The sequence below is a fragment of the Streptomyces sp. UC4497 genome, assembly GCF_054871485.1.
Genome location: NZ_JBTYHB010000036.1, coordinates 20,839 through 45,495, shown reverse-complemented (window position 1 = coordinate 45,495; position 24,657 = coordinate 20,839). Strand labels below are relative to the sequence as shown.

At 71.1% G+C, this 24,657-nt stretch carries 24 protein-coding genes; 11 read left to right on the top strand and 13 right to left on the bottom strand.

Annotated features, from left to right (window positions below; genetic code table 11):
- Positions 1–8 precede the first annotated feature (8 nt).
- The gene (locus ACYSUO_RS34240; RefSeq protein WP_461780110.1) at positions 9–971 is read right to left on the bottom strand and encodes an ABC transporter substrate-binding protein; all 963 of its coding nucleotides are present in this window, start codon (positions 969–971) and stop codon (positions 9–11) included.
- A 96-nt stretch (positions 972–1,067) separates the two neighbouring features.
- On the opposite strand from ACYSUO_RS34240, the gene ACYSUO_RS34235 reads away from it, so the two are divergent.
- Entirely contained in the window at positions 1,068–1,709 is a 642-nt protein-coding gene (locus ACYSUO_RS34235; protein ID WP_461780109.1) for an HAD family hydrolase, read from the top strand.
- On the opposite strand, the gene ACYSUO_RS34230 is transcribed toward ACYSUO_RS34235, so the two are convergent.
- Entirely contained in the window at positions 1,688–1,948 is a 261-nt protein-coding gene (locus ACYSUO_RS34230; RefSeq protein WP_351343289.1) for a hypothetical protein, read from the bottom strand. The genes ACYSUO_RS34235 and ACYSUO_RS34230 overlap by 22 nt on opposite strands.
- Positions 1,949–2,155: 207 nt before the next feature.
- Between ACYSUO_RS34230 and ACYSUO_RS34225 the strand changes: the two genes are divergently transcribed.
- Positions 2,156–2,539 carry a cold-shock protein gene (locus ACYSUO_RS34225; RefSeq protein WP_385769608.1) on the top strand — a complete coding sequence of 128 codons (384 nt, stop codon included), beginning with the start codon at positions 2,156–2,158 and terminating at the stop codon, positions 2,537–2,539.
- A 19-nt stretch (positions 2,540–2,558) separates the two neighbouring features.
- Here ACYSUO_RS34225 and ACYSUO_RS34220 read toward each other — a convergent pair whose 3' ends face one another.
- The 4 genes from ACYSUO_RS34220 to ACYSUO_RS34205 form a co-directional block, all read right to left on the bottom strand.
- On the bottom strand, positions 2,559–3,431 hold the full coding sequence (locus tag ACYSUO_RS34220) for a 1,4-dihydroxy-6-naphthoate synthase (RefSeq protein WP_266712632.1): 873 nt from the start codon (positions 3,429–3,431) through the stop codon (positions 2,559–2,561).
- On the bottom strand, positions 3,428–4,123 hold the full coding sequence (locus ACYSUO_RS34215) for a futalosine hydrolase (RefSeq protein WP_461780108.1): 696 nt from the start codon (positions 4,121–4,123) through the stop codon (positions 3,428–3,430). Before ACYSUO_RS34215 ends, ACYSUO_RS34220 begins: the two co-directional genes overlap by 4 nt.
- Complete coding sequence (locus tag ACYSUO_RS34210) at positions 4,093–4,569, bottom strand: DUF2771 domain-containing protein (RefSeq protein WP_461780107.1); 477 nt, start codon at positions 4,567–4,569, stop codon at positions 4,093–4,095. Before ACYSUO_RS34210 ends, ACYSUO_RS34215 begins: the two co-directional genes overlap by 31 nt.
- Before the next feature lie 78 nt (positions 4,570–4,647).
- Positions 4,648–6,054 (bottom strand): MFS transporter, encoded by a 1,407-nt coding sequence (locus ACYSUO_RS34205; protein WP_461780106.1) that lies wholly within the window; start codon positions 6,052–6,054, stop codon positions 4,648–4,650.
- A 301-nt stretch (positions 6,055–6,355) separates the two neighbouring features.
- On the opposite strand from ACYSUO_RS34205, the gene ACYSUO_RS34200 reads away from it, so the two are divergent.
- Together ACYSUO_RS34200 and ACYSUO_RS34195 are read left to right on the top strand one after the other, a co-directional pair.
- Complete coding sequence (locus tag ACYSUO_RS34200) at positions 6,356–7,285, top strand: DUF3027 domain-containing protein (protein WP_461780105.1); 930 nt, start codon at positions 6,356–6,358, stop codon at positions 7,283–7,285.
- Positions 7,286–7,510: 225 nt separating this feature from the next.
- The gene (locus ACYSUO_RS34195) at positions 7,511–10,744 is read left to right on the top strand and encodes a sacsin N-terminal ATP-binding-like domain-containing protein (protein ID WP_461780104.1); all 3,234 of its coding nucleotides are present in this window, start codon (positions 7,511–7,513) and stop codon (positions 10,742–10,744) included.
- A gap of 79 nt (positions 10,745–10,823) precedes the next feature.
- Here ACYSUO_RS34195 and ACYSUO_RS34190 read toward each other — a convergent pair whose 3' ends face one another.
- Together ACYSUO_RS34190 and ACYSUO_RS34185 are read right to left on the bottom strand one after the other, a co-directional pair.
- Complete coding sequence (locus ACYSUO_RS34190) at positions 10,824–13,232, bottom strand: HAD-IC family P-type ATPase (protein WP_461780103.1); 2,409 nt, start codon at positions 13,230–13,232, stop codon at positions 10,824–10,826.
- Between the two features lie 30 nt (positions 13,233–13,262).
- Entirely contained in the window at positions 13,263–13,547 is a 285-nt protein-coding gene (locus ACYSUO_RS34185; RefSeq protein WP_266712643.1) for a DUF2530 domain-containing protein, read from the bottom strand.
- Positions 13,548–13,787: 240 nt separating this feature from the next.
- Between ACYSUO_RS34185 and ACYSUO_RS34180 the strand changes: the two genes are divergently transcribed.
- Positions 13,788–15,242 (top strand): NCS2 family permease, encoded by a 1,455-nt coding sequence (locus ACYSUO_RS34180; RefSeq protein ID WP_461780102.1) that lies wholly within the window; start codon positions 13,788–13,790, stop codon positions 15,240–15,242.
- Between the two features lie 37 nt (positions 15,243–15,279).
- Here ACYSUO_RS34180 and ACYSUO_RS34175 read toward each other — a convergent pair whose 3' ends face one another.
- Positions 15,280–15,468 carry a ribbon-helix-helix protein, CopG family gene (locus ACYSUO_RS34175; RefSeq protein ID WP_266712647.1) on the bottom strand — a complete coding sequence of 63 codons (189 nt, stop codon included), beginning with the start codon at positions 15,466–15,468 and terminating at the stop codon, positions 15,280–15,282.
- A gap of 177 nt (positions 15,469–15,645) precedes the next feature.
- Here ACYSUO_RS34175 and ACYSUO_RS34170 point away from each other — a divergent pair, with 177 nt between their 5' ends.
- The 3 genes from ACYSUO_RS34170 (at position 15,646) to thpR (ending at position 18,209) form a co-directional block, all read left to right on the top strand.
- Positions 15,646–16,083 carry a MarR family winged helix-turn-helix transcriptional regulator gene (locus tag ACYSUO_RS34170; protein ID WP_461780101.1) on the top strand — a complete coding sequence of 146 codons (438 nt, stop codon included), beginning with the start codon at positions 15,646–15,648 and terminating at the stop codon, positions 16,081–16,083.
- Positions 16,084–16,261: 178 nt separating this feature from the next.
- Entirely contained in the window at positions 16,262–17,602 is a 1,341-nt protein-coding gene (locus ACYSUO_RS34165) for an MFS transporter (protein WP_461780100.1), read from the top strand.
- Positions 17,603–17,648: 46 nt separating this feature from the next.
- Positions 17,649–18,209, top strand: a complete 561-nt coding sequence (gene thpR / locus ACYSUO_RS34160; RefSeq protein WP_461780099.1) for an RNA 2',3'-cyclic phosphodiesterase — start codon at positions 17,649–17,651, stop codon at positions 18,207–18,209.
- Positions 18,210–18,343: 134 nt separating this feature from the next.
- Here thpR and ACYSUO_RS34155 read toward each other — a convergent pair whose 3' ends face one another.
- The 3 genes from ACYSUO_RS34155 to ACYSUO_RS34145 all read right to left on the bottom strand — a co-directional run bounded on the left by ACYSUO_RS34155 (position 18,344) and on the right by ACYSUO_RS34145 (position 20,764).
- The gene (locus tag ACYSUO_RS34155; RefSeq protein ID WP_461780098.1) at positions 18,344–19,336 is read right to left on the bottom strand and encodes an aldo/keto reductase; all 993 of its coding nucleotides are present in this window, start codon (positions 19,334–19,336) and stop codon (positions 18,344–18,346) included.
- A gap of 59 nt (positions 19,337–19,395) precedes the next feature.
- Complete coding sequence (locus tag ACYSUO_RS34150) at positions 19,396–19,980, bottom strand: Uma2 family endonuclease (protein WP_461780097.1); 585 nt, start codon at positions 19,978–19,980, stop codon at positions 19,396–19,398.
- 115 nt (positions 19,981–20,095) lie between these two features.
- A complete protein-coding gene (locus ACYSUO_RS34145) occupies positions 20,096–20,764 on the bottom strand; it encodes an SGNH/GDSL hydrolase family protein (RefSeq protein ID WP_461780142.1) in 669 nt (222 codons plus the stop codon).
- A 68-nt stretch (positions 20,765–20,832) separates the two neighbouring features.
- On the opposite strand from ACYSUO_RS34145, the gene ACYSUO_RS34140 reads away from it, so the two are divergent.
- Positions 20,833–21,831 carry a lactonase family protein gene (locus ACYSUO_RS34140; RefSeq protein WP_461780096.1) on the top strand — a complete coding sequence of 333 codons (999 nt, stop codon included), beginning with the start codon at positions 20,833–20,835 and terminating at the stop codon, positions 21,829–21,831.
- Positions 21,832–21,879: 48 nt separating this feature from the next.
- On the opposite strand, the gene ACYSUO_RS34135 is transcribed toward ACYSUO_RS34140, so the two are convergent.
- Entirely contained in the window at positions 21,880–22,671 is a 792-nt protein-coding gene (locus tag ACYSUO_RS34135) for a TetR/AcrR family transcriptional regulator (RefSeq protein ID WP_461780095.1), read from the bottom strand.
- 92 nt (positions 22,672–22,763) lie between these two features.
- On the opposite strand from ACYSUO_RS34135, the gene ACYSUO_RS34130 reads away from it, so the two are divergent.
- Both ACYSUO_RS34130 and ACYSUO_RS34125 read left to right on the top strand, forming a co-directional pair.
- Positions 22,764–23,738, top strand: coding sequence for an ATP-binding cassette domain-containing protein (locus ACYSUO_RS34130; protein WP_461780094.1), 975 nt, complete (start codon positions 22,764–22,766; stop codon positions 23,736–23,738).
- Positions 23,738–24,556: an ABC transporter permease gene (locus tag ACYSUO_RS34125; RefSeq protein WP_461780093.1), complete on the top strand. Its 819-nt coding sequence runs from the start codon at positions 23,738–23,740 to the stop codon at positions 24,554–24,556. Before ACYSUO_RS34130 ends, ACYSUO_RS34125 begins: the two co-directional genes overlap by 1 nt.
- The last annotated feature ends 101 nt before the right edge of the window (positions 24,557–24,657 follow it).

Here is a 24,657-nt window from a genome sequence, read left to right as displayed (position 1 = left end):
CAGAAGACTCACCGCGCCAGATCCGACTCCAGCTCCGAGAGGATCTGGCCGGCCGCCGTGTAGCCGACGCCCTCGGCCCACAGCCCGTCGTCGACGTTGTAGACCCGGCTGTCCCGCACCGCCCTGATGCCGCGCCACTGGCCGCTCGTGGTCGCCTCCGCGACCTTGGCCAGGCCCGGATTGCCGTACGTGGACGTGAAGATGGCGTCCGCGTCCGCCTTGCCGATCTGCTCGGGCCCCACGTCGTACGAGAGACCGCCCCGAGCCTGGTTCGTGATCGCGGGGCGGCCGAGGCCGACGTCGGACAGGATCGTGCCGGTGGCGGTCCGCCTGCCGTAGATGCGGATGTCGGAGCCCGCGACGAACCGGACGACGTTGACCTCGGTCCGCGCCGCCGCGCCCGCCCCGCCCACGGCCTTGGTGACGGCGGCGACGCGGGACTTGTACTCGGCCGCCACCTGCCGGGCCCGCGCCTTCTCGCCGAGCGCGTCGGCGTGCACGAGGAAGTTCCGCTTCCACGCGTGGTCGGCGGCCCCGGTGAGGACGGTGGGGGCGATGGCGCCGAGCTGCTTGTAGCGCCCGGCGTCGTGGGCCTTGTCGCCGATGATCAGGTCGGGCTTCAGCCCGGCGATCTTCTTGAGGTCGGGGCTGCTGCGCTCGCCGACGTCGGTGATGCCCTTGGTCTTCGACGCGGGCAGGTACGCGGGGAGGGCCTGCTCACCGCCTGCCCGGGTGGCTCCCACGGGCCGTACGCCGAGCGTGATCGCCGAGTCGAGCCCGGCGGTGTTCAGGACGACCACGCGCTCGGGGAGGTTCTTGACCTTGACGTCGCCCATCGCGGTGCCGACCGTGTGGCTGCCGGAGGCCTTGGCGGCGGGCTTGGCGGCGCCCCCGCCGTCGTCCGAGCTGCAGGCGGAGAGGGTGAGCGAGAGGACGAGGGCGGCGCCGAGGGCGAGGCGGGTGTGGTTCATGGGCGCCCATGGTGCCCCTGGGACCGCCCGCGGGGAAGCCGTCACCGTGGAGATCGGCCTCGGGGCGGCCGACACCGTACAGGCAGAATGATCCCCATGGCTCCTCACACAGACCCCACGCCCAACGGCCCCACCGTCGGCTTCGATCTCGACATGACGCTGATCGACTCCCGGCCCGGCATCCGCGCCACCTGGGTCGCGCTGTCCGAGGAGACCGGGATGCGGATCGACGCGGACCTGATCGTGTCGCGCCTGGGCCCGCCGCTGACCGACGAGTTGGCGCACTGGTGCCCGCCGGAGCAGATCCCGGCGATGGCCGACCGCTACCGTGAGATGTATCCCACATACGCGATCGAGGCGACGCTGCCGATGGCGGGCGTGCGCGAGACCATAGCCGCCGTGCACGCGGCGGGCGGCCGGGCGATCGTCGTCACCGCGAAGTACGAGCCGAACGCCAAGCTGCACCTGGCGCACCTCGGCATCGACGCGGACGCCGTCATCGGCGACCTGTGGGCCGAGGGCAAGGGCCACGCGCTGCGCGAGCACGGCGCGAGCGTCTACGTAGGCGACCATGTCGGCGACGTACGCGGGGCACGCACGGCGAACGCCCTGTCCGTGGGCGTGACGACAGGACCGTGCGACGCCGCCGAACTGCGGGCGGCGGGCGCCGACGTGGTGCTGAACGACCTGACCGAGTTCCCGGCCTGGCTGGAGGGTTACGTCGCCGAGCGCGCCTGACGGCGTTGCGCCGCGACGCCGCGGAGCACTCCGGCCGCGGCGACGATGAACCCGACGCCCATCAGCATGCACACCGCATAGGAAATGGGCGGGAACGGGTCGGTGTGGAGGAACAACGGCGCCATCGTGACGAGGGTGGCGATCGCCCCCACGATGAAGACGATGCCGCCGGCTTTCACGAGGCCGTCGCCGGGGCCGGTCTCGGCCACCGCGGAATTGGCTTGGGTTTTGTCGCGCACCCAGCCAGGGTAGTTCCCAGCGCAGAGAGACAAACAGGGGCCAGGCACAGACCAGCACGGACCAGCGAGCGAACCCTCGGGAGACATCTTGTCACCGGCCCCGAGACCAATAGTCTTGGTGACGGCGGGTCGGACCACGGCCCGCTGTCCTGCTATCCAGCCGCTTTATCCCAGCGTTTTCTTCTAGTACGAGGACGAGGACTTCACGTGCCTACCGGCAAGGTCAAGTGGTTCAACAGCGAGAAGGGCTTCGGCTTCCTCTCCCGCGACGACGGCGGCGACGTCTTCGTGCATTCCTCCGTACTTCCCGCAGGCGTGGACGCCCTCAAGCCCGGCCAGCGGGTCGAGTTCGGGGTGGTCGCAGGACAGCGCGGCGACCAGGCGCTCTCGGTCACCATTCTGGACCCGACACCCTCGATCGCGGCGGCGCAGCGCCGCAAGCCGGACGAACTGGCCTCGATCGTCCAGGACTTGACGACGCTGCTCGAGAACATCACGCCGATGCTGGAGCGCGGCCGCTACCCGGAGAAGACGGCGGGCAAGAAGATCGCCGGCCTGCTGCGGGCGGTGGCGGACCAGTTGGACGTCTGACCCGCCCGCCCCACGGTTCCTACGGGAAGGACAGCGCGTCCGGCGCGAGCGCCGGGACCAGGCCCTCCGCGGCGGCCCGGGTCAGCAGACCGCGGATCGCCGCGTAGCCGTCCTCGCCGAGGTCGGCCGTGAACTCGTTGACGTACAGGCCGATGTGCTGGTCGGCGACGGACGGGTCCATCTCCTGCGCGTGCGCCATGACGTACGGGCGGCTGGCCTCGGGGTCGTCCCAGGCCATCCGCACCGACGTGCGTACGGCGTCCGCGTAGGAGCGCAGCTTCTCGGCGCCAAGCGAGCGCCGCGCGATGATCGCGCCGAGCGGGATCGGCAGGCCCGTCGTGGCCTCCCAGTGCTCGCCCATGTCGGCAAGCTTGTGCAGGCCGTAGTTCTGGTACGTGAAGCGGGCCTCGTGGATGACGAGCCCGGCGTCGATCTTGCCGTCGCGCACGGCGGGCATGATCTCGTGGAACGGCATGACGACGATCTCGCCGACGCCGCCACCGGGCACCACGTCCGCGGCCCAGAGCCGGAACAGCAGGTAGGCGGTGGAGGTCTCGCTCGGTACCGCGACGCGCTTGTCGGAGAGGTCCACGCCCGGCTCACGGGTGAGGACGAGCGGGCCGCAGCCGCGCCCGAGCGCGCCGCCGCAGGGCAGCAGCGCGTAGTCGTCGAGGACGTACGGCAGGACCGCGTACGACACCTTGAGGAGCTCGTAGGCGTCCTCGCGGCGTTCGGCGACGCCGTTGGTGATGTCGATGTCGGCGAAGGTCACGTCGAGCGCGGGGGCGCCGGGGACGCGGCCGTGGGCCCAGGCGTCGAAGACGAAGGTGTCGTTCGGGCAGGGCGAGAAGGCGATGCGGGTGGGCTCGGCCCCCGCTGCGGTGTCGGTCATGTGTTCTTCCAACTCTCCAGTACGGGCGCCATCTTCCCGAAGGCGGAGGCCAGCGCGGCGAGCGCGTCACCGATGCGCCAGGCGTCGCGGTCGCGGGGGCCGACGGCGTTGGAGACGGCGCGTATCTCCGCCACCGGCACGCCGTGCGCGGCGGCGGCCTCGGCGACCCCGAAGCCCTCCATCGCCTCGGCCACGGCGCCGGGGTGGCGCTGCGCGAGCAGCGCGGCGCGGTCGGCGGTGCCGGTCACCGTGGAGACGGTGAGCACGGTGCCGACCGTGGCGGAGGCGGCCGACGCGAGGTCCCGTACGAGGGACTCCGGGGGCGTGTGGGTGACGGTGCCGAAACCGAGTTCGGTGACGGGGACGAAGCCCTCGGCGGTCTCGGCGCCCAGGTCGGCGACGGTGATCGCGTCCGCGACCAGGACCGCGCCGGGCGCGGCCGTGAAGCCGCCGCCGATGCCGGCCGAGACGACCAGCGTGTACGGGCTGCCCGCGAGTTCGGCCTTCGTGAGCGCGGTCGCGGTGCCCGCGGCCGCGGCGGCGGGTCCGACCCCGACCGCTACGACGTCGAGCGTGGGGTGATCGTGCAGCGCGCCCGCCACCGCGTCCCGTTCGGCCGGGACGGCGGTGGCGATCAGTACGCGCGGAATCGCGGTATTCGTCAGCTGTCCTTCTCGAGCTTGAACGACCACAGGCCGTACGCCTTGGAGTTGCCGCCCGACAGGATCGTGACGGTGGTCGCGGAACCGGAGGCGCCGTACTGCTGGTTGAAGAAGACGCTGCCCGGAACGGTGCGGTAGGTCTTCTTGCTGGAGTCCGTGAGCGGCTGGCCGTTCATCAGGAGCGTCCAGCCCTTGTCGGCGATCTCCGGGTCGACGCCGAAGCGGACCGTGGCGTCCGCGTCCACCTTGATGGACTTGGCGTCCTTGTCCTTCAGGCAGCCCTGCAGCGCGGTCGGCTTCAGCGGGTCGCCGTCGTTGTAGCAGCTGGCCTCGGAGTTCACCGAGTTGCGGTCCACCGTGACGGTGGCGAGCGGCGTCGGCTTGTCGCAGGCGGAGAGGACGAGGAGCCCGGCGCCGACGGCACCGACGGCGGCAACGGCGCGGCGGTGGCGCGCAACAAAACGCTGGGAGGTCATAGGCGGAAGGCTATCTGGCGCCGCCGCTCCCGCTCCGAGTGGGGGAGCGGGTGTCGCGTTTGGGCACTGAAGGCCCTTCTACGCCACCCGGGCCCGGTGCGTGGGCCCGGAGTGGCGCGCGGACGCCAGCAGCCCGCGCACCGTGGACAGCCAGCCCGCCGCCACGATGCCCGCCGCGACACCCAGCCCGAGCACCCCGTTCAGCGGCAGTACGATCCCGATCGCGCCGCCCACCACCCACGCCATCTGCAACAAGGTCTCCGAGCGGGCGAACGCCGAGTTGCGCACCGCCTCCGGGACGTCCCGCTGGATCGTCGCGTCGAGGGACAGCTTGGCCAGCGCCTGCGCGAACCCGGCGACCGCGCCCAGACACGCCGTCATGAGCGCGCTGAAGAAGACGGCCGACAGGACGGCCACGCCGAGCACCACCACGAGCACCGTCACGATGATGACCTCGGGGGCCCGCGCCTTCAGCCACGCCCCGACCGCCGTGCCCAGCGCGTTCCCCGCGCCCGCCGACACGCCCACGATCCCGAGCGAGACGGCCGCGCTCTGCCCGGGCAGCGGATGCTCCCGCAGCAGGAACGCCAGGAAGAAGATCAGGAAGCCGGACAGACAGCGCAGCGTGGCGTTCGCGGCGAGGGCGTGCGTGACGGCCGGGCCGACCGTCCGCAGGCCCGGCTTGCGCGCCCTGGTCCGCGCGGGCCCGTGCAGATGCTCCTCGTCCGCCGCGAGCAGCGCCTTGCTCTCGCCCCGCGCCGAGTCCACCTTGTGCGGCATCGAGTACGACAGGAAGATCCCGCACACGTACAGCACGAAGGCCCCGTACAGCGGCCAGCGCGGCCCGAGCGCCTGCAGTCCCGCCCCGACCGGCGCCGCCGCGCCCGTGGCGAGCAGCCCGCCGAGCGTGACCCGCGAGTTCGCCTTCACCAGGGAGAAGCGGGGTGGCAGGAGGCGTGGCACGACCGCCGAGCGCACCACCCCGTACGCCTTCGACGCGACGAGGACGCCGAGCGCCGCCGGGTACAGCTGGAAGTTCCCGCCGACCACCGCGCTCGACAGCACGAGGGCGAGCAGCGCCCGCGCCAGCATCGACGCGGCCATCGCGGCGCGCCGCCCGTGCGGCAGCCGGTCGAGCAGCGGCCCGATGACGGGCGCGAGGAGCGTGAAGGGCGCCATCGTGATCGCGAGATACAGGGCGACCCGGCCGCGCGCCTCGTCCGTCGGCACGGAGAAGAACACCGTCGAGGCGAGGGCGACCGTGATCATGACGTCGCCCGCGCCGTTCAGCGCGTGCAGCTCGATGAGCTTTCCGAGCCCCGACTCGCCCGCGCCGTGCGCGTGTGTCGCCTTGCGGATGCCGCGTGCGGTGCCGGTGAAAGGGAGGTGCAGGGCACGGCCGATTTTGCGAAGGGGGCTCGGCGCGTCCGACGCGCGCGACGACGAACCCGACGACGACTTGAACGACGACCTACCGGCAGCCACCCAGCAATGGTGCCCCTTGTTCGGGCTTCTAGTGCCGTTATGGACACGCTGGTCGGCTTTCCGGCCAGGTGCGCCTCGTACGTCGGTGTGGGCCCAGAGCGCCGGAGGAGGTAGCGTGCGTAGCGCGCCCGCGGCGGTTGTTCTCGGCCGCGCGCCTCTCGGCCATCCCGCAGAATGGATGGCGTAGGCGCGCCCGGTTCGTCGGGTGCGGACGTCGACGCGGCCCTCCGGTCCGCTCCGTCCGCGCTCCCGCACACAGGACGGCGCACTCGTGAGACGGCGTAGGAGAGAAGCGATACCTGTGAGCGCAGCGACAACGCGAAGCCGCACCCCTGACCGTCTGTGCGCGGAGGCGGTGGACATCGCCCGGGCAGCGGCCGAGGAGGCCGCAGCCCCCGGTGTGGTCGGCGAGCACGTCGAGACGGTGGTCGAGGGCGACCGCGTCGTCACGCACCTCTTCGAGTGCAAGGAGTTCGGCTACCGGGGCTGGCGCTGGGCCGTCACCGTGGCCCGCGCCTCCCGTGCCAAGTACGTCACGCTCGACGAGGTCGTGCTGCTGCCCGGGCCCGACGCCCTCCTGGCCCCCGAGTGGGTGCCGTGGAGCGAGCGGCTGCGCCCCGGCGACATGGGCCCCGGCGATCTGCTGCCCACCGAGGCCGACGATCTGCGCCTGGAGCCCGGTTACACCGGCGAGGACACGCCGCCGCCGAACTCTCCGGTCTCGGACGACATGGCGGAGCTCGTCGAGGCGGAGGACGTCGAGATCACCGAGGGCCCGGTGGGCACGCTGCCGGTCGCGCCCACGCGTGGCTCGATCGCCGCGGTCGCCGAGGAGCTGGGCCTGCGCCGCGAGAGGGTGCTCTCCCGGTACGGGCTGCATGTCGCGGCCGACCGCTGGGAGGACTCCTTCGGAGCGAAGACCCCCATGGCCCAGGCGGCCCCCGCCACCTGCGTCTCCTGCGGCTTCCTGGCGAAGATCGGCGGCTCGCTCGGCCAGGCCTTCGGCGTCTGCGCCAACGAGTTCTCCCCGGCGGACGGCCGGGTGGTCTCCCTGTCGTACGGCTGCGGTGGCCACTCCGAGGCGGCCGTCATGCCGAAGGCCCCGCGACCGGCACCTCCGGTGATCGACGAGACGGTGGTCGACACGTTCCCGCTCCGCTTGGAACCGGACGCGGGCTCGGTCGGAGCGGTTGCCTCCGGCGATGGGGACGACGACTTGGGGCACTCGTAGGCTGCTTTTCGGCTTCCAGGGCCGAGCGGCTGATTTGAGCGGGTGGCCCATTTAGGCCCCGAGCGGCGGGTGGGCATTTCCAGCCCCTGCGGCGTTTGAGGCGCGGGGTCCGGGGCGGAGCCCCGCGTCGTCAACCCCGGTGCGGCTGCATGCGCACGGCAACACGGGGAACCCTGCGCGATACGGTTCGGCCGATCACGACCACGCCGCCCAGAGGAGTCACCCGTGAGCGTCAGCAGAATCGCGCGCCCCGCACCGGAGGGCGTCGACCCCTTCGACACCGCGCGCCTGCGCCACACCGTGCTCCAGGCGTGGTCCGGCAGCGCCGCCCGCTTCCGCGAGGACGCCAACGCCGAGGAGGACCTCGCCCTCGGCGGCTACCGCGACCGCCTCGTCGTCGAACTCGCGCAGAACGCCGCGGACGCCGCCGCACGGGCCGGCGTCGAGGGCCGCCTCGCGCTCACCTTGAAGGACGGCGTGCTCGCCGCCGCCAACACCGGCGCGCCCCTGGACGAGGCGGGCGTCGAGTCGCTGTCGACGCTGCGGGCCTCCGCGAAGCGGGAGGACACGAGCTGCGCGGTGGGCCGGTTCGGCGTCGGCTTCGCGGCCGTGCTCGCCGTCTCCGACGAGCCCGCGGTGGTCGGCCGGAGCGGGGGTGTGCGCTGGTCCCTGACGGACGCGCGGCTCGCCGCGTCGGACGCGGCGCTGCGCAGCCCGGACCTCGGCGACGAGCTGCGGCGCCGGGACGGGCATGTGCCGCTGCTGAGGCTGCCGTTCGCGGCGGAGGGCTCCGCGCCTGAGCCGTACGACACGGTGGTCATCCTTCCGTTGCGGGACGGTGCGGCGGAGGCGCTGGCCGCGCGGTTGCTGGAGGGTGTGGACGACACGCTCCTCCTCGCGCTGCCGGGGTTGACGGAGGTCGTGATCACGACGGAGTCGGGTACGCGGACGTTGCGCCGTTCGGAGGACGCGCCCTATGTCGTGATCACGGACACGGGGTCGACGTCTCGGGGCTCTGCCCCGGACCCCGCTGCTCAATCGCCGCAGGGGCTTAATTTGGCCCACCCGTCGGCGGGGCTTGAAAGGCCTGCTCAATCGCCGCAGGGGCTTGAGAACCGATACCGCACCGTCACCCGCACCGGCCCCCTCGACGCCGGCCTCCTCGCCGATCGGCCCGTGGAGGAGCGGTTGCGGCCGCACTGGGCCGTGACCTGGGCCGTGCCGGTCGACGACGACGGGGCGCCGCAGAGGCCGCGCAGCGAACCCGTGCTGTACGCGCCCACCCCCAGCGACGAGGCCCTCGGCGTACCCGCCCTGCTCATCGCCTCGTTCCCGCTGGACACCGCACGGCGGCACGTCGCCCCCGGCCCGCTCACCGACTTCCTCACCGAACGCGCCGCCGACGCGTACGCGGAACTGCTCGGCGACTGGAGCCCCGTGGGAACCGGCATCCTCGACCTCGTGCCGGGCCCGCTCGGCCGGAGCGAGCTGGACGGGGCCCTGCGCGCCGCCGTCCTGGAGCGGCTGCCGCGCACCGCCTTCCTGCCCCCGGCGATCGAACCGGGAGACCCCGAGGACGACCGGCCGATCTCCCTCAAGCCCCGCGACGCCGAGGTCGTCGAGGGCGCGGGCGCCGAAACCGTGCGGGTCCTTGCCGACGTGCTGCCCAGCCTGCTGCCCGCGGGCCTCGAACGGCGCGTGGAACTGCGGACGTTGGGCGTCGCCCGCGTCCCGCTGACCGAGGCGATCGACCGGCTGGCGGGGCTCGAGAAGGAGCCCGGCTGGTGGCGGCGACTGTACGAGTCCCTCGCCGGCGTCGACCCGGACCGGCTCAGCGGGCTGCCCGTTCCGCTCGCCGGTGGCCGCACCACCATCGGCCCGCGCCAGGTGCTGCTCCCCACCGCCGAGGCCTCCGCGGTCCCCGGTGAGGCGCTCGCCCGGCTCGGCCTCAAGGTCGCGCACGCCGATGCCGCCCACCCGCTCCTGGAGAAGCTGGGCGCCCTGCCCGCCACCCCGCGAGCCGTCCTGCGGACCCCGCAGGTGCGTGCCGCGGTCGCCGCGTCCCTCGACGACGACGCGTCCGCCTGGGACGACGAAACCACCCTGGACGCCGACGAGTTGGCCGACGTCGTCCTCACCCTCGTACGCGACGCGCACCTCGACGTCGGCGACGAACCGTGGCTCGGCGCGCTCGCCCTCACCGACGACGAGGGCGAACTCGCCCCGGCCGCCGAACTCCTGCTCCCCGGCAGCCCGATCGCCGAGGTGCTGCGCGAGGACGAACTGCCCTTCGTGGACGCGGAGTTGGCCGAGCGCTGGGGGCAGGGGCCGCTCGCGGCCTGCGGTGTCCTCGCGACCTTCGCGCTCGTCCGTGCCACCGACGTCGTCCTCGACCCCGACGAACTCGACCCGCGAGAGGGCGACTTCCCCGAGCCGGATGACGTCGGGCTCCTCGACGCCGTCGACGTGTGGTGCGAGGACGTCCTCGACCGGTTGCCCGACACCCCGGTCCCGCCGGTCGCCAACGAGGTGACCGCCGTACGTGATCTGGACCTGGTCGACGAGGACCGCTGGCCGCAGGCGCTCGCGCTGCTCTCGCAGCCGCCGCTGCGGGACGCCCTCACCCAGCCGGTCCGCGTGCTGCTGCCCGACGGCACGCATGAGCTGGTGCGTCCGTACACGGCCTGGTGGCTGCGCGGGAACCCGGTCCTGGGCGGGCGCAGGCCGGCCGGTCTGCGCGCCGAGGGCGGGGACCCGCTGCTCGTCGGCCTGTACGAGCCCGCCGACGCGGCCGGTTTCGACGACGAGCAGGTGCTGCGCGCGCTCGGCGTCCGCACCTCCGTCGCCGCGCTGCTCGACGAGCCGGGTGGCGCGGCGGAGCTCCTCGACCGCCTCGCCGACCCCGACCGTCCGGTCGACTCGGCGCAACTCCACGCCATCTACGGCAAGTTGGCCGACCTCGACCCCGAGCAGGTCACACTGCCGGACGAGTTGCGCGCCGTGCGGGACGGGGAGGTCGTGATCGTCGACGCCCGTGACGCCCTCGTCGCCGACGCCCCGGACCTCATCCCGCTCACCGAGGGCCGCGCGCTCCTCCCGGTCACCCCGTCGAAGGCGGCGCACCTGGCGGAGCTGTTCCAGGTGCGGCGCCTGAGCGAGGCGGTGGGGGCCGGGGAGGTCGAGGGCGGCGACGTGCACGACGTGCCCGAACCCGTGCGCGTCCTGCTCGGCCCCGGAACCCCCGCCTCGTACGTCGAGCACGAGGAGCTGTACGTCTCCGACGTCGAGGTCGACTGGTGCCGGACGGCCGACGGTGTGGTCCACGCGGCGACCCTGGAGGGCGTCGCGGCAGGCCTCGCCTGGGCGGCGGGCCAGTGGCCCCGACGCTTCGAGGTAGCAGCCCTCCTGGAAGACCCGTCCCGCACGTCCGAGCTGGCCCGCGACCGCTGGTTCGACTAGCTGCACGGCACCGGCGCCACGGTCCCGGGGCTCCGCCCCGGACCCCGCGGGCTCACGTCCAAGAGCGGGGCTTGATCGGTCACGCCGGAAAGCGACGCCCCACCCAACGCCACAAGAACTCCAACACGCCCGCCGCCACCCCCGCCACCCCGACGGCAGTCCACGGCATGGCTGCGCCCACCAGCTTCAGCGCGAAGAAGTCCTGGAGCCACGGCACCACCAGCACCAGCAGGAAGCCGAGACCCATCGCCGCGACAAGTCCCACCCGCCACCACGTGTACGGACGGGCGATGATCGCGAGGACCCACATCGAGATCAGGAAGAGCGTCAGCGTCGCCGAGCTGGTCTCCGCGGCGAGCGCGCCCGAACCCGCGTAGTGGTGCCGGGCGATCAGGTACATCGCGAACGTGGCGATCCCGGCGACGGCCCCGCCGGGAATCGCGTACCGCATCACCCGCCGTACGAAGTTCGGCCTGGCCCGCTCCTTGTTCGGCGCGAGGGCGAGGAAGAACGCGGGGACGCCGATCGTCAGGGTGGAGAGAAGTGTCAAGTGCCGTGGCAGGAAGGGGTATTCCACCTGGAAGCAGACCACGAGCAGCGCCAGGATCACCGAGTAGACGGTCTTGACCAGGAAGAGCGTGGCCACGCGCGTGATGTTGCCGATGACCCGGCGGCCCTCCGCGACCACCGAGGGCAGCGTCGCGAAAGAGTTGTTGAGGAGGACGATTTGGGCGACGGCCCGGGTGGCCTCCGAGCCCGAGCCCATGGAGACACCGATGTCGGCGTCCTTCAGGGCCAGGACGTCGTTCACGCCGTCGCCCGTCATCGCGACCGTGTGCTCGTGCGCCTGGAGCGCGCCCACCATGTCCCGCTTCTGCTGCGGCGTCACCCGCCCGAACACCGTGCCGTCGTCGAGCGCGTCGGCCAGCTCCTCCGGATCCTCGGGCAGCGTCCGCGCGTCGACGGCCCGCCCCTCAAGACCCAGCTTCGCGGCGACGGCCCCCACCGACACCGCGTTGTCACCGGAGATGACCTTGGCCCGTACGTCCTGCTCGGCGAAGTAGCGCAACGTGTCCCCGGCGTCGGGCCGCAGCCGCTGTTCGAGGACGACGAGGGCGGTCGGTTCGGCGCTCGCCACGACGCCTTCGCCCTCGAGCCCCTCCGGCGCGCGGGCGAGCAGCAGCACCCGCAGCCCCTGGAGGTTGAGCTCCTCGGTCGCCGCGAGCGCCGGGTCGTCCGCGGGCAGCAGCACGTCGGGCGCCCCGAGCAGCCACGCGTTGCCCGTCCCGTTGCCCTCGCTGAAGGCGGCGCCGCTGTACTTGCGCGCGGAGGAGAACGGTAGCGCCTCCGTGCAGCGCCACTCCTCGCTGTCCGGGTACGCGTCGATGATCGCCTGGAGGGAGGCGTTGGGCCGCGGATCGGACTCGCCGAGGGCGCCGAGCACCTTCCGTACGTACGCCTCGTACGTCTCGTCCCCGGCCCTGTCGCCGAGCAGCCGCAGCTCGGTGACGTCCATGCCGCCCTCGGTGAGCGTGCCCGTCTTGTCGAGGCAGACCGTGTCGACGCGGGCCAGACCCTCGATCGCGGGCAGCTCCTGCACCAGGCACTGCTGGCGGCCGAGCCGGATCACCCCGATTGCGAACGCCACCGACGTCAGCAGCACCAGGCCCTCCGGGACCATCGGCACGATGCCGCCGACCGTGCGCGCGATCGAGTCCTTGAGGTCGTTGTCCTTGACCACGAGCTGGCTGAGGATCAGGCCGAGCGCGGTCGGGATCATCATCCACTGGACGTACTTGAGGATCGTGGAGATGCCGCTGCGCAGCTCGGAGTGGACGAGCGTGAACCGGCTCGCCTCCTCGGCCAGCTGCGCCGCGTACGCCTCACGCCCCACCTTCGTCGCGGTGAACGCGCCGCCGCCCGCGACCACGAAGGAACCCGACATGACCTCGTCGCCGGGCTGCTTGAGGACCGGGTCGGCCTCGCCGGTCAGGAGCGACTCGTCGATCTCCAGGCCGTCGGCCTCGGCGCAGCTCCCGTCCACGACGATCTTGTCGCCGGGCCCGATCTCGATGAGGTCCCCGAGCACGATCTCGGAGGTGGGGACGGCGACGGTGACCCCGTCGCGCCGCACCGTGGGCCGCGCCTCGCCGATCACGGCGAGCGAGTCCAGGGTCTGCTTCGCCCGCCACTCCTGGATGATGCCGATCCCGGTGTTGGCCAGGATCACGAAGCCGAAGAGGCTGTCCTGGATCGGCGCGACGCAGAGCATGATCACCCAGAGCACGCCGATGATCGCGTTGAACCGGGTGAAGACGTTGGCGCGCACGATCTCCACCACGGACCGCGAGCTGCGCACGGGTACGTCGTTCACCTCGCCGCGTGCGACGCGCTCGGCGACCTCGGCCCGGGTGAGGCCAAAGGCCCGTGACGGAGCCGGCGCCGGGTGGCCCGGGTCGAGTTCGGCTCCCGCGTCGATATCCGTCATGAAAACGACGGTACGGGCGATTTAGGGGGTCTACCCCTCGGGTGTGGAAGCCTCACGGTCCGTGACCGCCGCGGCGGCCGCCCGCTTGAGCGCGGCGTCACGCCCCCGGACGTACCAGATCCCGATCAGGCCGAGACCGGCACCGGCCAGGCAGCACCACACCCACCACGTGATCCCGCGGTCCTCGAACCACCCGTAGAACGGCAGCTGCGCGAGGAAGAGGACGAACCAGAGGATCGTGCCACCCGTGATGGTGGCGACCACGGGCCCCTCGAGGGGTTCGGGTGCCTCATGCTTCGGGATCCACTTCGCCATGTGCACAGCTTACGAGGACCCACCGACAACCCGGTACAAGCCCCTCACCGCAAGGGTCTACGCGCGGAGATAGCAAATTCGGCCTCATATGTTCATACTGAAACAGCCTGAGACTGGCCACTTATGTTCGTATGAAACACCAGCGGAAACGTCGGGGTAACCCGCAGGTGACCACACGACCACCAGACTCGATCACGAACCCCGCCCGCATTTCACTGCTGAATACCGCTGAGGTCATCCATGTCCACTTCGGCCACCACCCCGGTCGATGTCAACGACTCGCCGCCGCCGGCCCCGAAGAACGGCTTCGACCGCTACTTCAAGATCACTGAGCGCGGCTCGACCATCCCGCGTGAGATCCGTGGCGGCCTCGCCACGTTCTTCGCAATGGCCTACATCATCGTGCTGAACCCGATCATTCTCGGTGGCGCGAAGGACATGTACGGGCACCAGCTGGACAACGGCCAGCTGGTCACGGCGACCGCGCTGACCGCCGCGTTCACCACGCTGCTCATGGGCGTCATCGGCAATGTGCCGATCGCGCTCGCGGCGGGCCTCGGCGTGAACACGGTCGTCGCCCTGCAGCTCGCGCCCCGCATGTCCTGGCCGGACGCGATGGGCATGGTCGTCCTCGCGGGCTTCGTCGTGATGCTGCTCGTCGCCACCGGTCTGCGCGAGCGGGTCATGAACGCCGTGCCGTACGGCCTGCGCAAGGGCATCGCGATCGGCATCGGCCTGTTCATCCTGCTGATCGGCCTCGTCGACTCCGGCTTCGTGACGCGCATGCCGGACGCCGCGCAGACCACGGTGCCGCTTCAGCTCGGCACCGGCGGTCACCTGATGGGCTGGCCGGTCCTGGTCTTCGTCCTCGGTGTGCTGCTGACCCTGGCCCTGCTCGTGCGCAAGGTGCCGGGCGCGATCCTGCTCGCGATCGTCGTCATGACCGTCGTCGCGCTGATCATCAACGCCATCGCGGACATCGACCCCGCCTCGTGGGGCCTGACCGTGCCGTCCTGGCCCGGCAACCCGGTCGCGAGCCCGGACTTCTCGCTCATCGGGCAGGTCAGCCTGTTCGGCGGATTCCACAAGGTCGGCATCCTCACCGGAATCCTGTTCGTCTTCACCGTGCTGCTGTCGTGCTTCTTCGACGCGATGGGCACGATCATGGGCATCAGCGACGAGGCCAAGCTGACCGACGAGCACGGTCAGATGCCCGGCATGAACAAGGTCCTGTTCATCGACGGTGTCGCCGTCGCCGCCGGTGGCGCCTCTTCGTCCTCGGCCACCACCTGCTTCGTGGAGTCCACGGCCGGCGTCGGCGAGGGCGCCCGTACGGGCCTCGCCAACGTGGTCACCGGCCTGCTGTTCGCGGTCGCGCTGTTCCTCACGCCGGTCGTCACGATGGTCCCGTCCCAGGCGGCCACCCCCGCGCTCGTCGCGGTCGGCTTCCTGATCCTGGCCGGTGGAATCCGTGAGATCGACTGGGACGACTGGACGATCGCCATCCCCGCGTTCATCACGATGCTGATGATGCCGTTCACGTACTCGATCACGAACGGCATCGGCATGGGCTTCATCAGCTTCACCGTGCTGCGCGTGGTCGCGGGCCGCGCCAAGGAGGTGCCGGCCGCGATGTACGCCGTCTCCGCCGTGTTCGTCTTCTACTACCTGATGCCGGCACTCGGCCTTACGTAGTGCGGCTTTACGTAGCGCCGCCTTACGTAGTGCGGCCCTACGTGGTCACGTCTCCGTAGAACCGCTCCGTCTCCTCGACGGCAGTCTTGAAGCGTTCGTCGAAGTCGTCCCGAATGAGCGTCCGGACCACATAGTCCTGGACGCTCATTCCTCTTTTCGCGGCATGCACCTTGAGCCGGTCGAGCAGCTCACCGTCGATCCGCAGACTGAGCACTGTCGATCCCATACGGACAGGGTTGCGGGCGCCCCTGATCTGTTGCGTCACTTTCCGCATCCGGCTCACTCATATGGGTGATGAAACTTTTCTGCAGCCCCCTGCGCGGGCGTGCGCGTGGTCGGGATCACTGACCCGTCGCGCCCCCCTGGTAGTCGTTAGACACAGTAATGAGTTACGCTAACGAACATGCCAGACCTCTCCCATGGCGACGATGCAGCCGCCGTGAACTCCCTGCGTTCCGCAGTGATGCGCCTGTCGCGTCGACTCAAGCACCAGCGGGTCGACGAATCGCTGAGTCCCACCGAGATGTCGGTGCTCGGCACGCTCGCCGGATGTGGCTCCGCGACGCCGGGTGAGCTGGCCCGCAAGGAGCATGTGCAGCCGCCGTCGATGACCAGAATCGTCGCGCTCCTCGAGGCCAAGGGACTGGTCCGGCTGGAGCCTCACCCCGAGGACCGCCGGCAGAAGGTCGTCACGTCCACCGAGCGGGCGGAGACCATGCTCGCGGAGAGCCGCCGCAAGCGGAACGCGTGGCTGGCGAACCTCGCCGAGGGGCTCGACGAGGACGACTGGGCCAAGCTGCGCGCGGCCGCACCCGTCCTGGAGAAGCTCGCGCACCTCTGAGCCCGCCTCGGAGCGCCCCTCCGAGCACGACGAACACGACAGCCACGACCTAGTACGACGACAGAACACGACGATCGAGCACGACGAACGAGCACGACGAACGAGCACGACGAACGAGTACGACAGCACGACCGAGCCGACGACGACGCAGGACGACCGCCGAGGAGGCGAACCTACTTTGAGTACGGGATCCGGAGCAGACTCCGCCCCCGCACCAGCCGCCCACGACCCGAACGCCCGCCCACGTAAGCCCTCGATGTTCGCCAGCCTGAAGGTACGCAACTACCGGCTGTTCGCGACCGGGGCAGTCGTCTCCAACACCGGCACCTGGATGGCCCGCATCACCCAGGACTGGCTGGTGCTCTCCCTCACGGGATCCTCCGCCGCCGTCGGCGTGACGACGGCCATGCAGTTCCTCCCGATGCTGCTCTTCGGCCTGTACGGCGGTGTGATCGCCGACCGGTTCGCCAAGCGGAACCTGCTGTTCTGCACGCAGGGCGCGATGAGCCTTTCCGGCCTCTTCCTCGCGGCGCTCACCCTCACGGGCAACGTCCAGGTGTGGCACGTCTACCTCGCGGCCTTCTTCACGGGCCTCGTCACGGTCGTCGACAACCCGACGCGGCAGTCGTTCGTGTCCGAGATGGTCGGCCCCGACCAGGTCCGCAACGCGGTCTCCCTGAATTCGGCCAACTTCCAGTCCGCCCGCCTCATCGGCCCGGCCGTCGCCTCCGCGCTGACCGCCGCGGTCGGCCCCGGCTGGGCGTTCCTCGCCAACGGCCTGTCCTTCCTCGCCCCGCTCACCGGCCTCATGCTCATGCGCACGCACGAGCTGCACGAGACCAAGCGGGCGCCGCGCGGCAAGGGCCAGCTCAAGGAGGGGCTGCGCTACGTGTCCCAGCACCCCGAACTGATCTGGCCGATCGTCCTCGTCGGCTTCGTCGGCACCTTCGGCTTCAACTTCCCGATCTGGCTGAGCGCGTACGCGGACGACGTGTTCCACGGCGGGGTCGGCCAGTACGGCCTGTTCAACACGCTCATGGCGATCGGCTCGCTGGCCGGCGCGCTGCTCGCGGCCCGGCGCCGCTCGACCCGTCTGCGGGTCCTGGTCGGCGCGGCGATCGGCTTCGGTGTCCTGGAGGTCGCGGCGGCGTGGGCGCCCGGCGTCTGGGCGTTCGCCCCGCTGATCGTGCTGCTCGGCATCCTCGGCCTGACGGTGAACGTGACCGCCAACTCCACGGTCCAGATGGGCACGGACCCCGAGATGCGCGGCCGCGTCATGTCCCTGTTCATGATGGTCTTCACCGGCGGTACGCCACTGGGCGGCCCGCTCTTCGGCTGGCTCGCCGACCAGTACGGGGTACGGGTGAGCTTCGCCCTGGCCGGTGTGATCTGCGCGGCGGCGGCGGTCGGCGTCGGCCTGATGCTGGCCCGCGCGGCGAACCTCCGCCTGAAGGTGGACCTCCGCCGCGGCGAACGCCACGTGCAGTTCGTGCCGCGTGAGCTGGCGGCGGCAGCGTGACCCACTCCGGTGTGCCAAGCCCCTGGGGCGGGCGTGGGGCTGAAAGGTGAGGCTCTTCACCGCTGTGCTGCCGCCGGTCGACGCGCTCGCCGAACTGGGCGACGCCGTCGGCACGTTGCCGCCCGCGGAGGACGGCATCCGCTGGACCGAGCGGAGCGGCTGGCACATCACGCTCGCCTTCTACGGCGGCGTACCGGAGGACACCGTGCCCGAGCTGTCCCGCCGCCTCGCCCGCGCAGCGACCCGCACAGGGGCGTTCACGCTGGCGCTCGGCGGCGGCGGGCACTTCGGTGGCCGCGCCCTGTGGACGGGCGTGAGCGGCGACGTGGCGGCGCTGCGCAGGGTCGCCGAGCGCGCGGAGGCGGCCGGCCGCAAGTCGGGTCTCGAAATGGAGCACCGGCGCTACCGCCCGCACCTCACGCTCGCGCGCAGCCGGGAGACCCGGGACCTCGGCGCCTACGTGTCCGCCCTCGACGGCTTCGTGGGCACGCCCTGGACCGCGACGGAGCTGACGCTCGTGCGCAGTCTGCTGCCGAGGTCGGGGGTGCCGGGGGAGCGGCCGCGCTACGAGAAGGTCGCCGGATGGCGGTTCGCGGACACGCGTTAGTCTCGTTGACGTGGACCCGAAGACCCGTAACCGGATCATGGCCGGTGTGCTCGTGCTGATGTTCGTCGTCGTGGCTGTCGCGGCGGCCGTCGGCCAGTAGTCGACCGAAGGCCGCCGCGTACCGGCGGGGCCGATTACCAGGCGAACGCCTCGGGGGACGGGCCCGGGCCCGGGAAGATCTCGTCCAGGCCGGACACGACCTCCTCGCTCAGCTCCAGCTCGACCGCGCGCAGCGCCGAGTCCAGCTGCTCCTGCGTGCGCGGGCCGACGATCGGGCCCGTGATGCCGGGCCGGGTGAGCAGCCAGGCCAGCGCCGCCTCGCCGGGCTCGATCCCGTGCTTGTCCAGCAGATCCTCGTACCGCTGGACCTGCTCGCGCACCTTCGTGTTCTCCAGCGCGGTGGCGGAGCGGCCCTGCGACCTGCGCTTGCCCTCGCTCTCCTTCTTGAGCACGCCGCCGAGCAGCCCGCCGTGCAGCGGCGACCACGGGATGACGCCCAGGCCGTAGTCCTGCGCGGCCGGGATGACCTCCATCTCGGCACGGCGCTCGGCGAGGTTGTAGAGGCACTGCTCGCTGACGAGGCCCACGCGGCCGTGCGCCTTCGCCAGCTCATTGGCCTGGGCGATCTTGTAACCGGGGAAGTTGGAGGACCCGGCGTAAAGGATCTTGCCCTGCTGGATCAGTACGTCGATGGCCTGCCAGATCTCCTCGAACGGCGTGTGCCGGTCGATGTGATGGAACTGGTAGATGTCGATGTAGTCGGTCTGGAGCCGCTTCAGCGAGGCGTCCACGGCGCGCCGGATGTTCACGGCGGAGAGCCGGTCGTGGTTCGGCCAGACCTCGCCGCCGTCGCCGGCCATGTTGCCGAAGACCTTCGTGGCGAGCACGGTCTTGTCGCGCCGCCCGCCGCCCTTGGCGAACCAGGTGCCGATGATCTCCTCGGTACGGCCCTTGTTCTCGCCCCAGCCGTACACGTTGGCGGTGTCGAAGTAATTGATGCCGCTCGCCTGCGCCGCGTCCATGATGGCGTGGCTGGCGGCCTCGTCGGTCTGCGGACCGAAGTTCATGGTGCCGAGGACGAGTCGGCTGACCTTGAGTCCCGTGCGTCCGAGCTGTGTGTACTTCATGAGTGCTAAGCCAAGGACGTGGAGTGCGCTCTAGGCAAGCGGGTTGGGACTTCGGGCAGTCAGTCGCGGGGGAATTCGGTGGTGTCGAGAGTGAGGCCGACAGGGGTGTCGGTCATGCCGACGTCGGTGCCGAAGGCGACGGTCAGCTCGGACACGTACTCGGCGCCCTTGGGCTGGGTGTAGAGGTGGCACTTGCCCTGGTAGGGGTCGGCGACCAGGTAGACGGGGACTTCCGCGGTGGCGTAGGCGGTCCTCTTGGGGCCGTAGTCGTTCTGCGCGGTGCCCTTGGAGATGACTTCGGCGACGAACACCACGTCCTGCCAGAGCCACAGACCCTTGGCGTTCTTCTCGGCGGTCTCGGACACCAGGGTGACGTCGGTGGCGAAGCCGTTGAGATTGCCCGGGTAGTCGATACGGACGTCGGACTTCACGCGCTTGCGCGGGTACTTCGTGCGCAACTGCTCGAAGATGTCAGCGATGATCTCCCAGTGCGTGTCCCGCTGCGGCGACATGTAGACGATCCCCTCGACGATCTCTGCCTTGTAGCCCTCGGGGATGGTCATCTGGTCGAACATCTCGTCCAAGATCTGCTCGTTCACCGTCGCCATGTCGATGTCGATCCTGTCGATTGCCTCGGCGGTCATCGCGGCGCTCCTCCCCGGCCACTCGACCGATGCGGGCAGCCGCGCGGTACAACGATACGCAGAGTGACCCCGTCACAGCAGGCCGCGTAACTGCGAAAACGCTCGAACGTGCGCCCTAACGGACCTGTTGGAGCCCCCGGTAAGGACCGCCGATCCCCCATGCCTGATGCAGCGCGTCCGCGTACGCGGCGGCCAGCTTGTGCTCGCCGGAGGCGTTCGGGTGGGTGCCGTCGTACGTGTCGTGGTGGATGTCGTACGACTCGGGGACGGAGGCCAGGAGCAGCGGGGAGCGGGGCTCGTCGAGGTCCGCGACCGCCTTCGCCAGGAGGGTGTTGAAGTGGGCGACCTCCGCGGCGAAGGGGGCGTCCGTCTCGGCCCTGACGTTGGGGATCACGGGGAGCAGGACCATGCGGACGGCCGGGTTCGCGCGGCGGGCCTCGGCGATGAAGCGGCGCAGGTTCGCCGCCGTCTGTTCGGCGTCGGTGTAGAAGCCGAGGTCTATCAGGCCGAGGGAGACGAGGAGGACGTCCGCGCGGGCGTCGGTCACCGCCTGGGCGATCGCGGGCGCCATGTGCTGCCAGCCCTCGCCCCAGCCGGCGAGATGGTGCTGCGGGAAGTCCGGGTCCGCGTACGCGTGGCTGTCGCCGTACAGGGCGGTGCGGGGGCCGACCAGCGCGTGCGGCACCGAATGGGCGCGAAGATGCTGCCAGAAGCGCAGGCGCCAGGTGTGCTCCCCGGCGCTCCCAATGGTCATCGAGTCGCCGACCGGCATGAACCTGAGCATCCGCTCATCATCGTCGATCACGCCGGGTGCGTGCGTGTGAGCCCCAACACGCCTGGCAAGCTGGGGGCATGCGTGCGTATCTGGGGGCGGCCGGGGTCGCCGCAGTCCTCCTTCTCGGCGCGGCTTCCGGTCCCGCGGTCGCCGACTCCCGTTCCGTCGGCTCCGACGGGTTCACGATCCAGGACCCGCGGATCACCGAGTCCAGCGGCCTTGCCGCCTCGCGCGCCCACCCGGGCATCTACTGGACGCACAACGACAGCGACGACGGCGCGTTCCTGTTCGCGATCGACGGCAGGACCGGGAAGACCGTCGCCACGATCACCATGAGCGGCGTCGGCGCCCCGCGGGACGTCGAGGCGATCTCGATCGGCCCCGACGGGAACATCTACGTGGGCGACATCGGCGACAACCTCGGCGGCAAGTGGGACCACGTGTGGATCTACAAGCTGCCCGAGCCGAAGAAGCTCACCGACCAGACGGTGAAGGCCACCCAGTACGACGTGAAATACGCCGACGGCGCGCGTAACGCCGAGGCGATGATGGTGCATCCGAAGACCGGGCGCGTCTACATCGTGGAGAAGGGCGAGGACGGCGGCGGCCTGTACGAGGGCCCGGCCACGCTGAACCCCTCCGCCACCAACACCTTCAGCCGCGTCGCCGACATCGACCTGTGGGCGACGGACGCCGCGTTCTCGCCCGACGGCAAACAGCTCGCCGTACGCGGCTACTTCGGCGGCATCTCGTACAAGTGGAACGACGGGAAGCCCGAGCGCCAGGGCCGGCTGAGCGTGCCGATGCAGCCGCAGGGCGAGTCGGTGACGTACACGCCGGACGGAAAGACCCTGCTGTACGGGAGCGAGGGGCAGGGCAGCGAGGTGGAGCCCGTGGAGGTCGAGGGCGCGGGCGACTCCGGAGACGGCTCGAACTCGTCCTCCGATCAAGGCGGTTCGGGCGGCGATGACGGCGACAGCGCCATCACCGGCAAGGCCGGCGCGGTCGGTGCCGTCGTCGTCCTCGTCCTGCTGTTCGGGATCGGAAGGCTGTTCCGCCGCCCCAAGAACCGCTGAATCAGCCGTCGGACTCGTCAGTCGCCATACGTCCGCTTCGGTGTTCTGTCACGGCTTGCCGCGTGCCGCGACGAGGACGTCGAGCCCGTCCAGGATCCGCTGGAGTCCGAACTCGAAGTGGTCGAAGCCGGGGGCGAACGTGTCCTCGGACAGGGACGCCATCACCGGGTAGCGGCCACTGGCCATCGCGGCCTCCAGGGTGGGGCTCTGCGCCTCCCAGAACGCGGCGTCCGTCATGCCCGACGTCGTCTCCGCCTCCTGCTCGTAGATGCGGGTGCGCGCGACCCCGGACACGTATCCGTCGACCATGACCAGGACGGAGAGCAGCTCCGGATCGGTGAGGCCCATGGGCTTGATGCGGGCCATCATCTTCTCCATGCCGGACAGCGCGCCGGGGCCGAGCACGGGCCGGGCCTGGTTGACCTGGAGCAGCCAGGGGTGGCGCTGGTAGAGGGCGAGGGTCTCGCGGGCCATCGTGGCGACGGCGGCCCGCCAGCTCCCGTCGCCGAGCGCGGCCGGGTCCTCGTGCGGGGTCTGCACCCGGTCCAGCATCAGGTCGAGCAGCTCGGCCTTGCCCGGTACGTACCGGTACAGCGACATGGTGCCGGTGCCCAGGTCGGTGGCGAGCCGACGCATCGAGACGGCGCCGATCCCCTCGGCGTCCGCGACCTCGACGGCGGCCTCGACGATCCGGTCGAGCGAGAGCGCGGGCTTCGGCCCCCGGCTCGGCCGGGCCCCCGTGCCCCACAACAGCTCCATGCTGCGCCGGATGTCGCCGCTGCCGGAGGTCTCGGCGCTGCTGTTCGTGCCCTTGGTGCCGCCCTGGGTGCCGCTCGTCATGGGGCTCAGCGTAAACCTCTGGCGAAAAACTGAGTACGGTGTACTCTGATTTGGGTACGGCGTACTCAGTTTGCGGAGGGGTGGGTGTTCCGATGGCGACGTGCGGAGGAGGAGTCGTGACCGACGGGGATCACGATCACGCGGTGCGGGCCGAGGGGCTCGTGAAGCGGTACGGGGACAAGCGCGCGCTCGACGGGTTCGACCTGACCGTGCGGCGCGGCACGGTGCACGGCCTGCTCGGGCCGAACGGGGCGGGGAAGACGACGGCGGTGCGCGTGCTCGCCACGCTGCTGAAGTTCGACGAGGGGCGGGCCGAGGTCGGTGGCGTGGACGTGGCCTCCCGGTCGCGTCAGGTGCGCCGCCGCATCGGGCTCACCGGGCAGTACGCGGCGGTGGACGAGGTGCTCACGGGGCGGCAGAACCTGGAGATGTTCGGCCGGCTCTTCCATCTCGGCGGGCGCCGGGCGAGGGTGCGGGCGGCCGAGCTGCTCGACCAGTTCGGGCTCGCGGACGCGGGCGACAAGGGGGTGGACGAGTACAGCGGCGGCATGCGGCGCCGGCTCGACCTCGCGGCGTCCATGATCCTCACCCCGGACGTGCTGTTCCTGGACGAGCCGACGACCGGGCTCGACCCGCGCGGCCGGGGCGAAGTGTGGGAGAGCGTCCGGGAGTTGGTGGCGGCGGGCACGACGGTGCTGTTGACCACCCAGTATCTGGAGGAGGCCGACAGGCTGGCCTCGCGGATCACCGTCATCGACCAGGGGCGGGCCATCGCCGACGACACCCCCGAGGGGCTCAAGCGGTCCGTCGGCGGGGACCGGGTCGAGGTCGTGGTGGCGGAGTCGGGCGATCTGCCGCGCGCCGCGAAGATCCTCGCCCGGAGCGGAGCCGACCCGGTCGTCGACGAGGAGGCGCTGCGGGTGCACGCGCCGGTCGCCGACCGGGTCGCCGCGCTCACGGACGCCGCGCGCACGCTCCAGGACGAGGGCGTCGCGGTCGAGGACATCGGACTGCGCAGGCCGAGCCTCGACGACGTGTTCCTGCAACTGACGGGGAGGGCCGCGTGATGAGCGGCGGTACGAGCGGCATGAGCGGTACGAGTGCCTACTGGGCGGTGGCCGACTGCTGGAACGTGGTCCGCAGGGGGCTCACCCACTACCAGCGCCAACCGGTCAACATCGCCTGGCAGTTGGGCTTCCCGATCCTGTCGGTGCTGCTGTACGGGTACGTCTTCGGCAGCGCGATGGTGGTGCCGGGCGGCGGGGACTACCGGGACTTCCTGATGCCGGGGATGTTCGCGATGACGATGGCGTTCGGCTTCATCAACACGGCGACGCTCGTGGTGCACGACGCGACGAAGGGGGTCATCGACCGGTTCCGCTCGATGCCGATGGCGCCGTCGGCGGTGGTGGCGGGGCGCGGGGTGACCGATCTGCTGGTCTCCTGCGCGGAGTTGGCGATCCTGATGCTGACGGCGCTCGCGATCGGCTGGCGCCCGGACGGCGGGGTCGTGGGCGGGCTCGCGGCGTTCGCGCTGCTGCTGTGGCTGCGGTTCGCGCTGATCTGGCTGGGGGTGTGGCTGGGCCTGCTGGTTCCCAACCCGGAGGCGGCGGGCGGCCTTTTCGCGGTCGCCTTCCCGCTGACGATGATCTCCAGCATCTTCGTCGCGCCGCAGCTGATGCCGGATTGGCTGGGGGCGGTGGCGGCGTGGAACCCGATCTCGTCGACGGTCACGGCATCCCGCGAACTCTTCGGCACGCCGGTCGGGGCGGGGGATTCCTGGGTGGAGCAGAACGCGGTGCTGATGGCTGTGGTGTGGCCGGTGGTACTGACGGCGACGTTCCTGCCGCTCGCCGTGCGGCGCTTCCACCGCTTGAGCCGTTGACCGGCACGGTGGTTGCGGCCACGGGGCTCTGCCCCGGACCCCGCGCCTCAATCGCCGGCGGGGCTTGAAATACCAAGCCCCGCCGCCGATTGCACCATCCG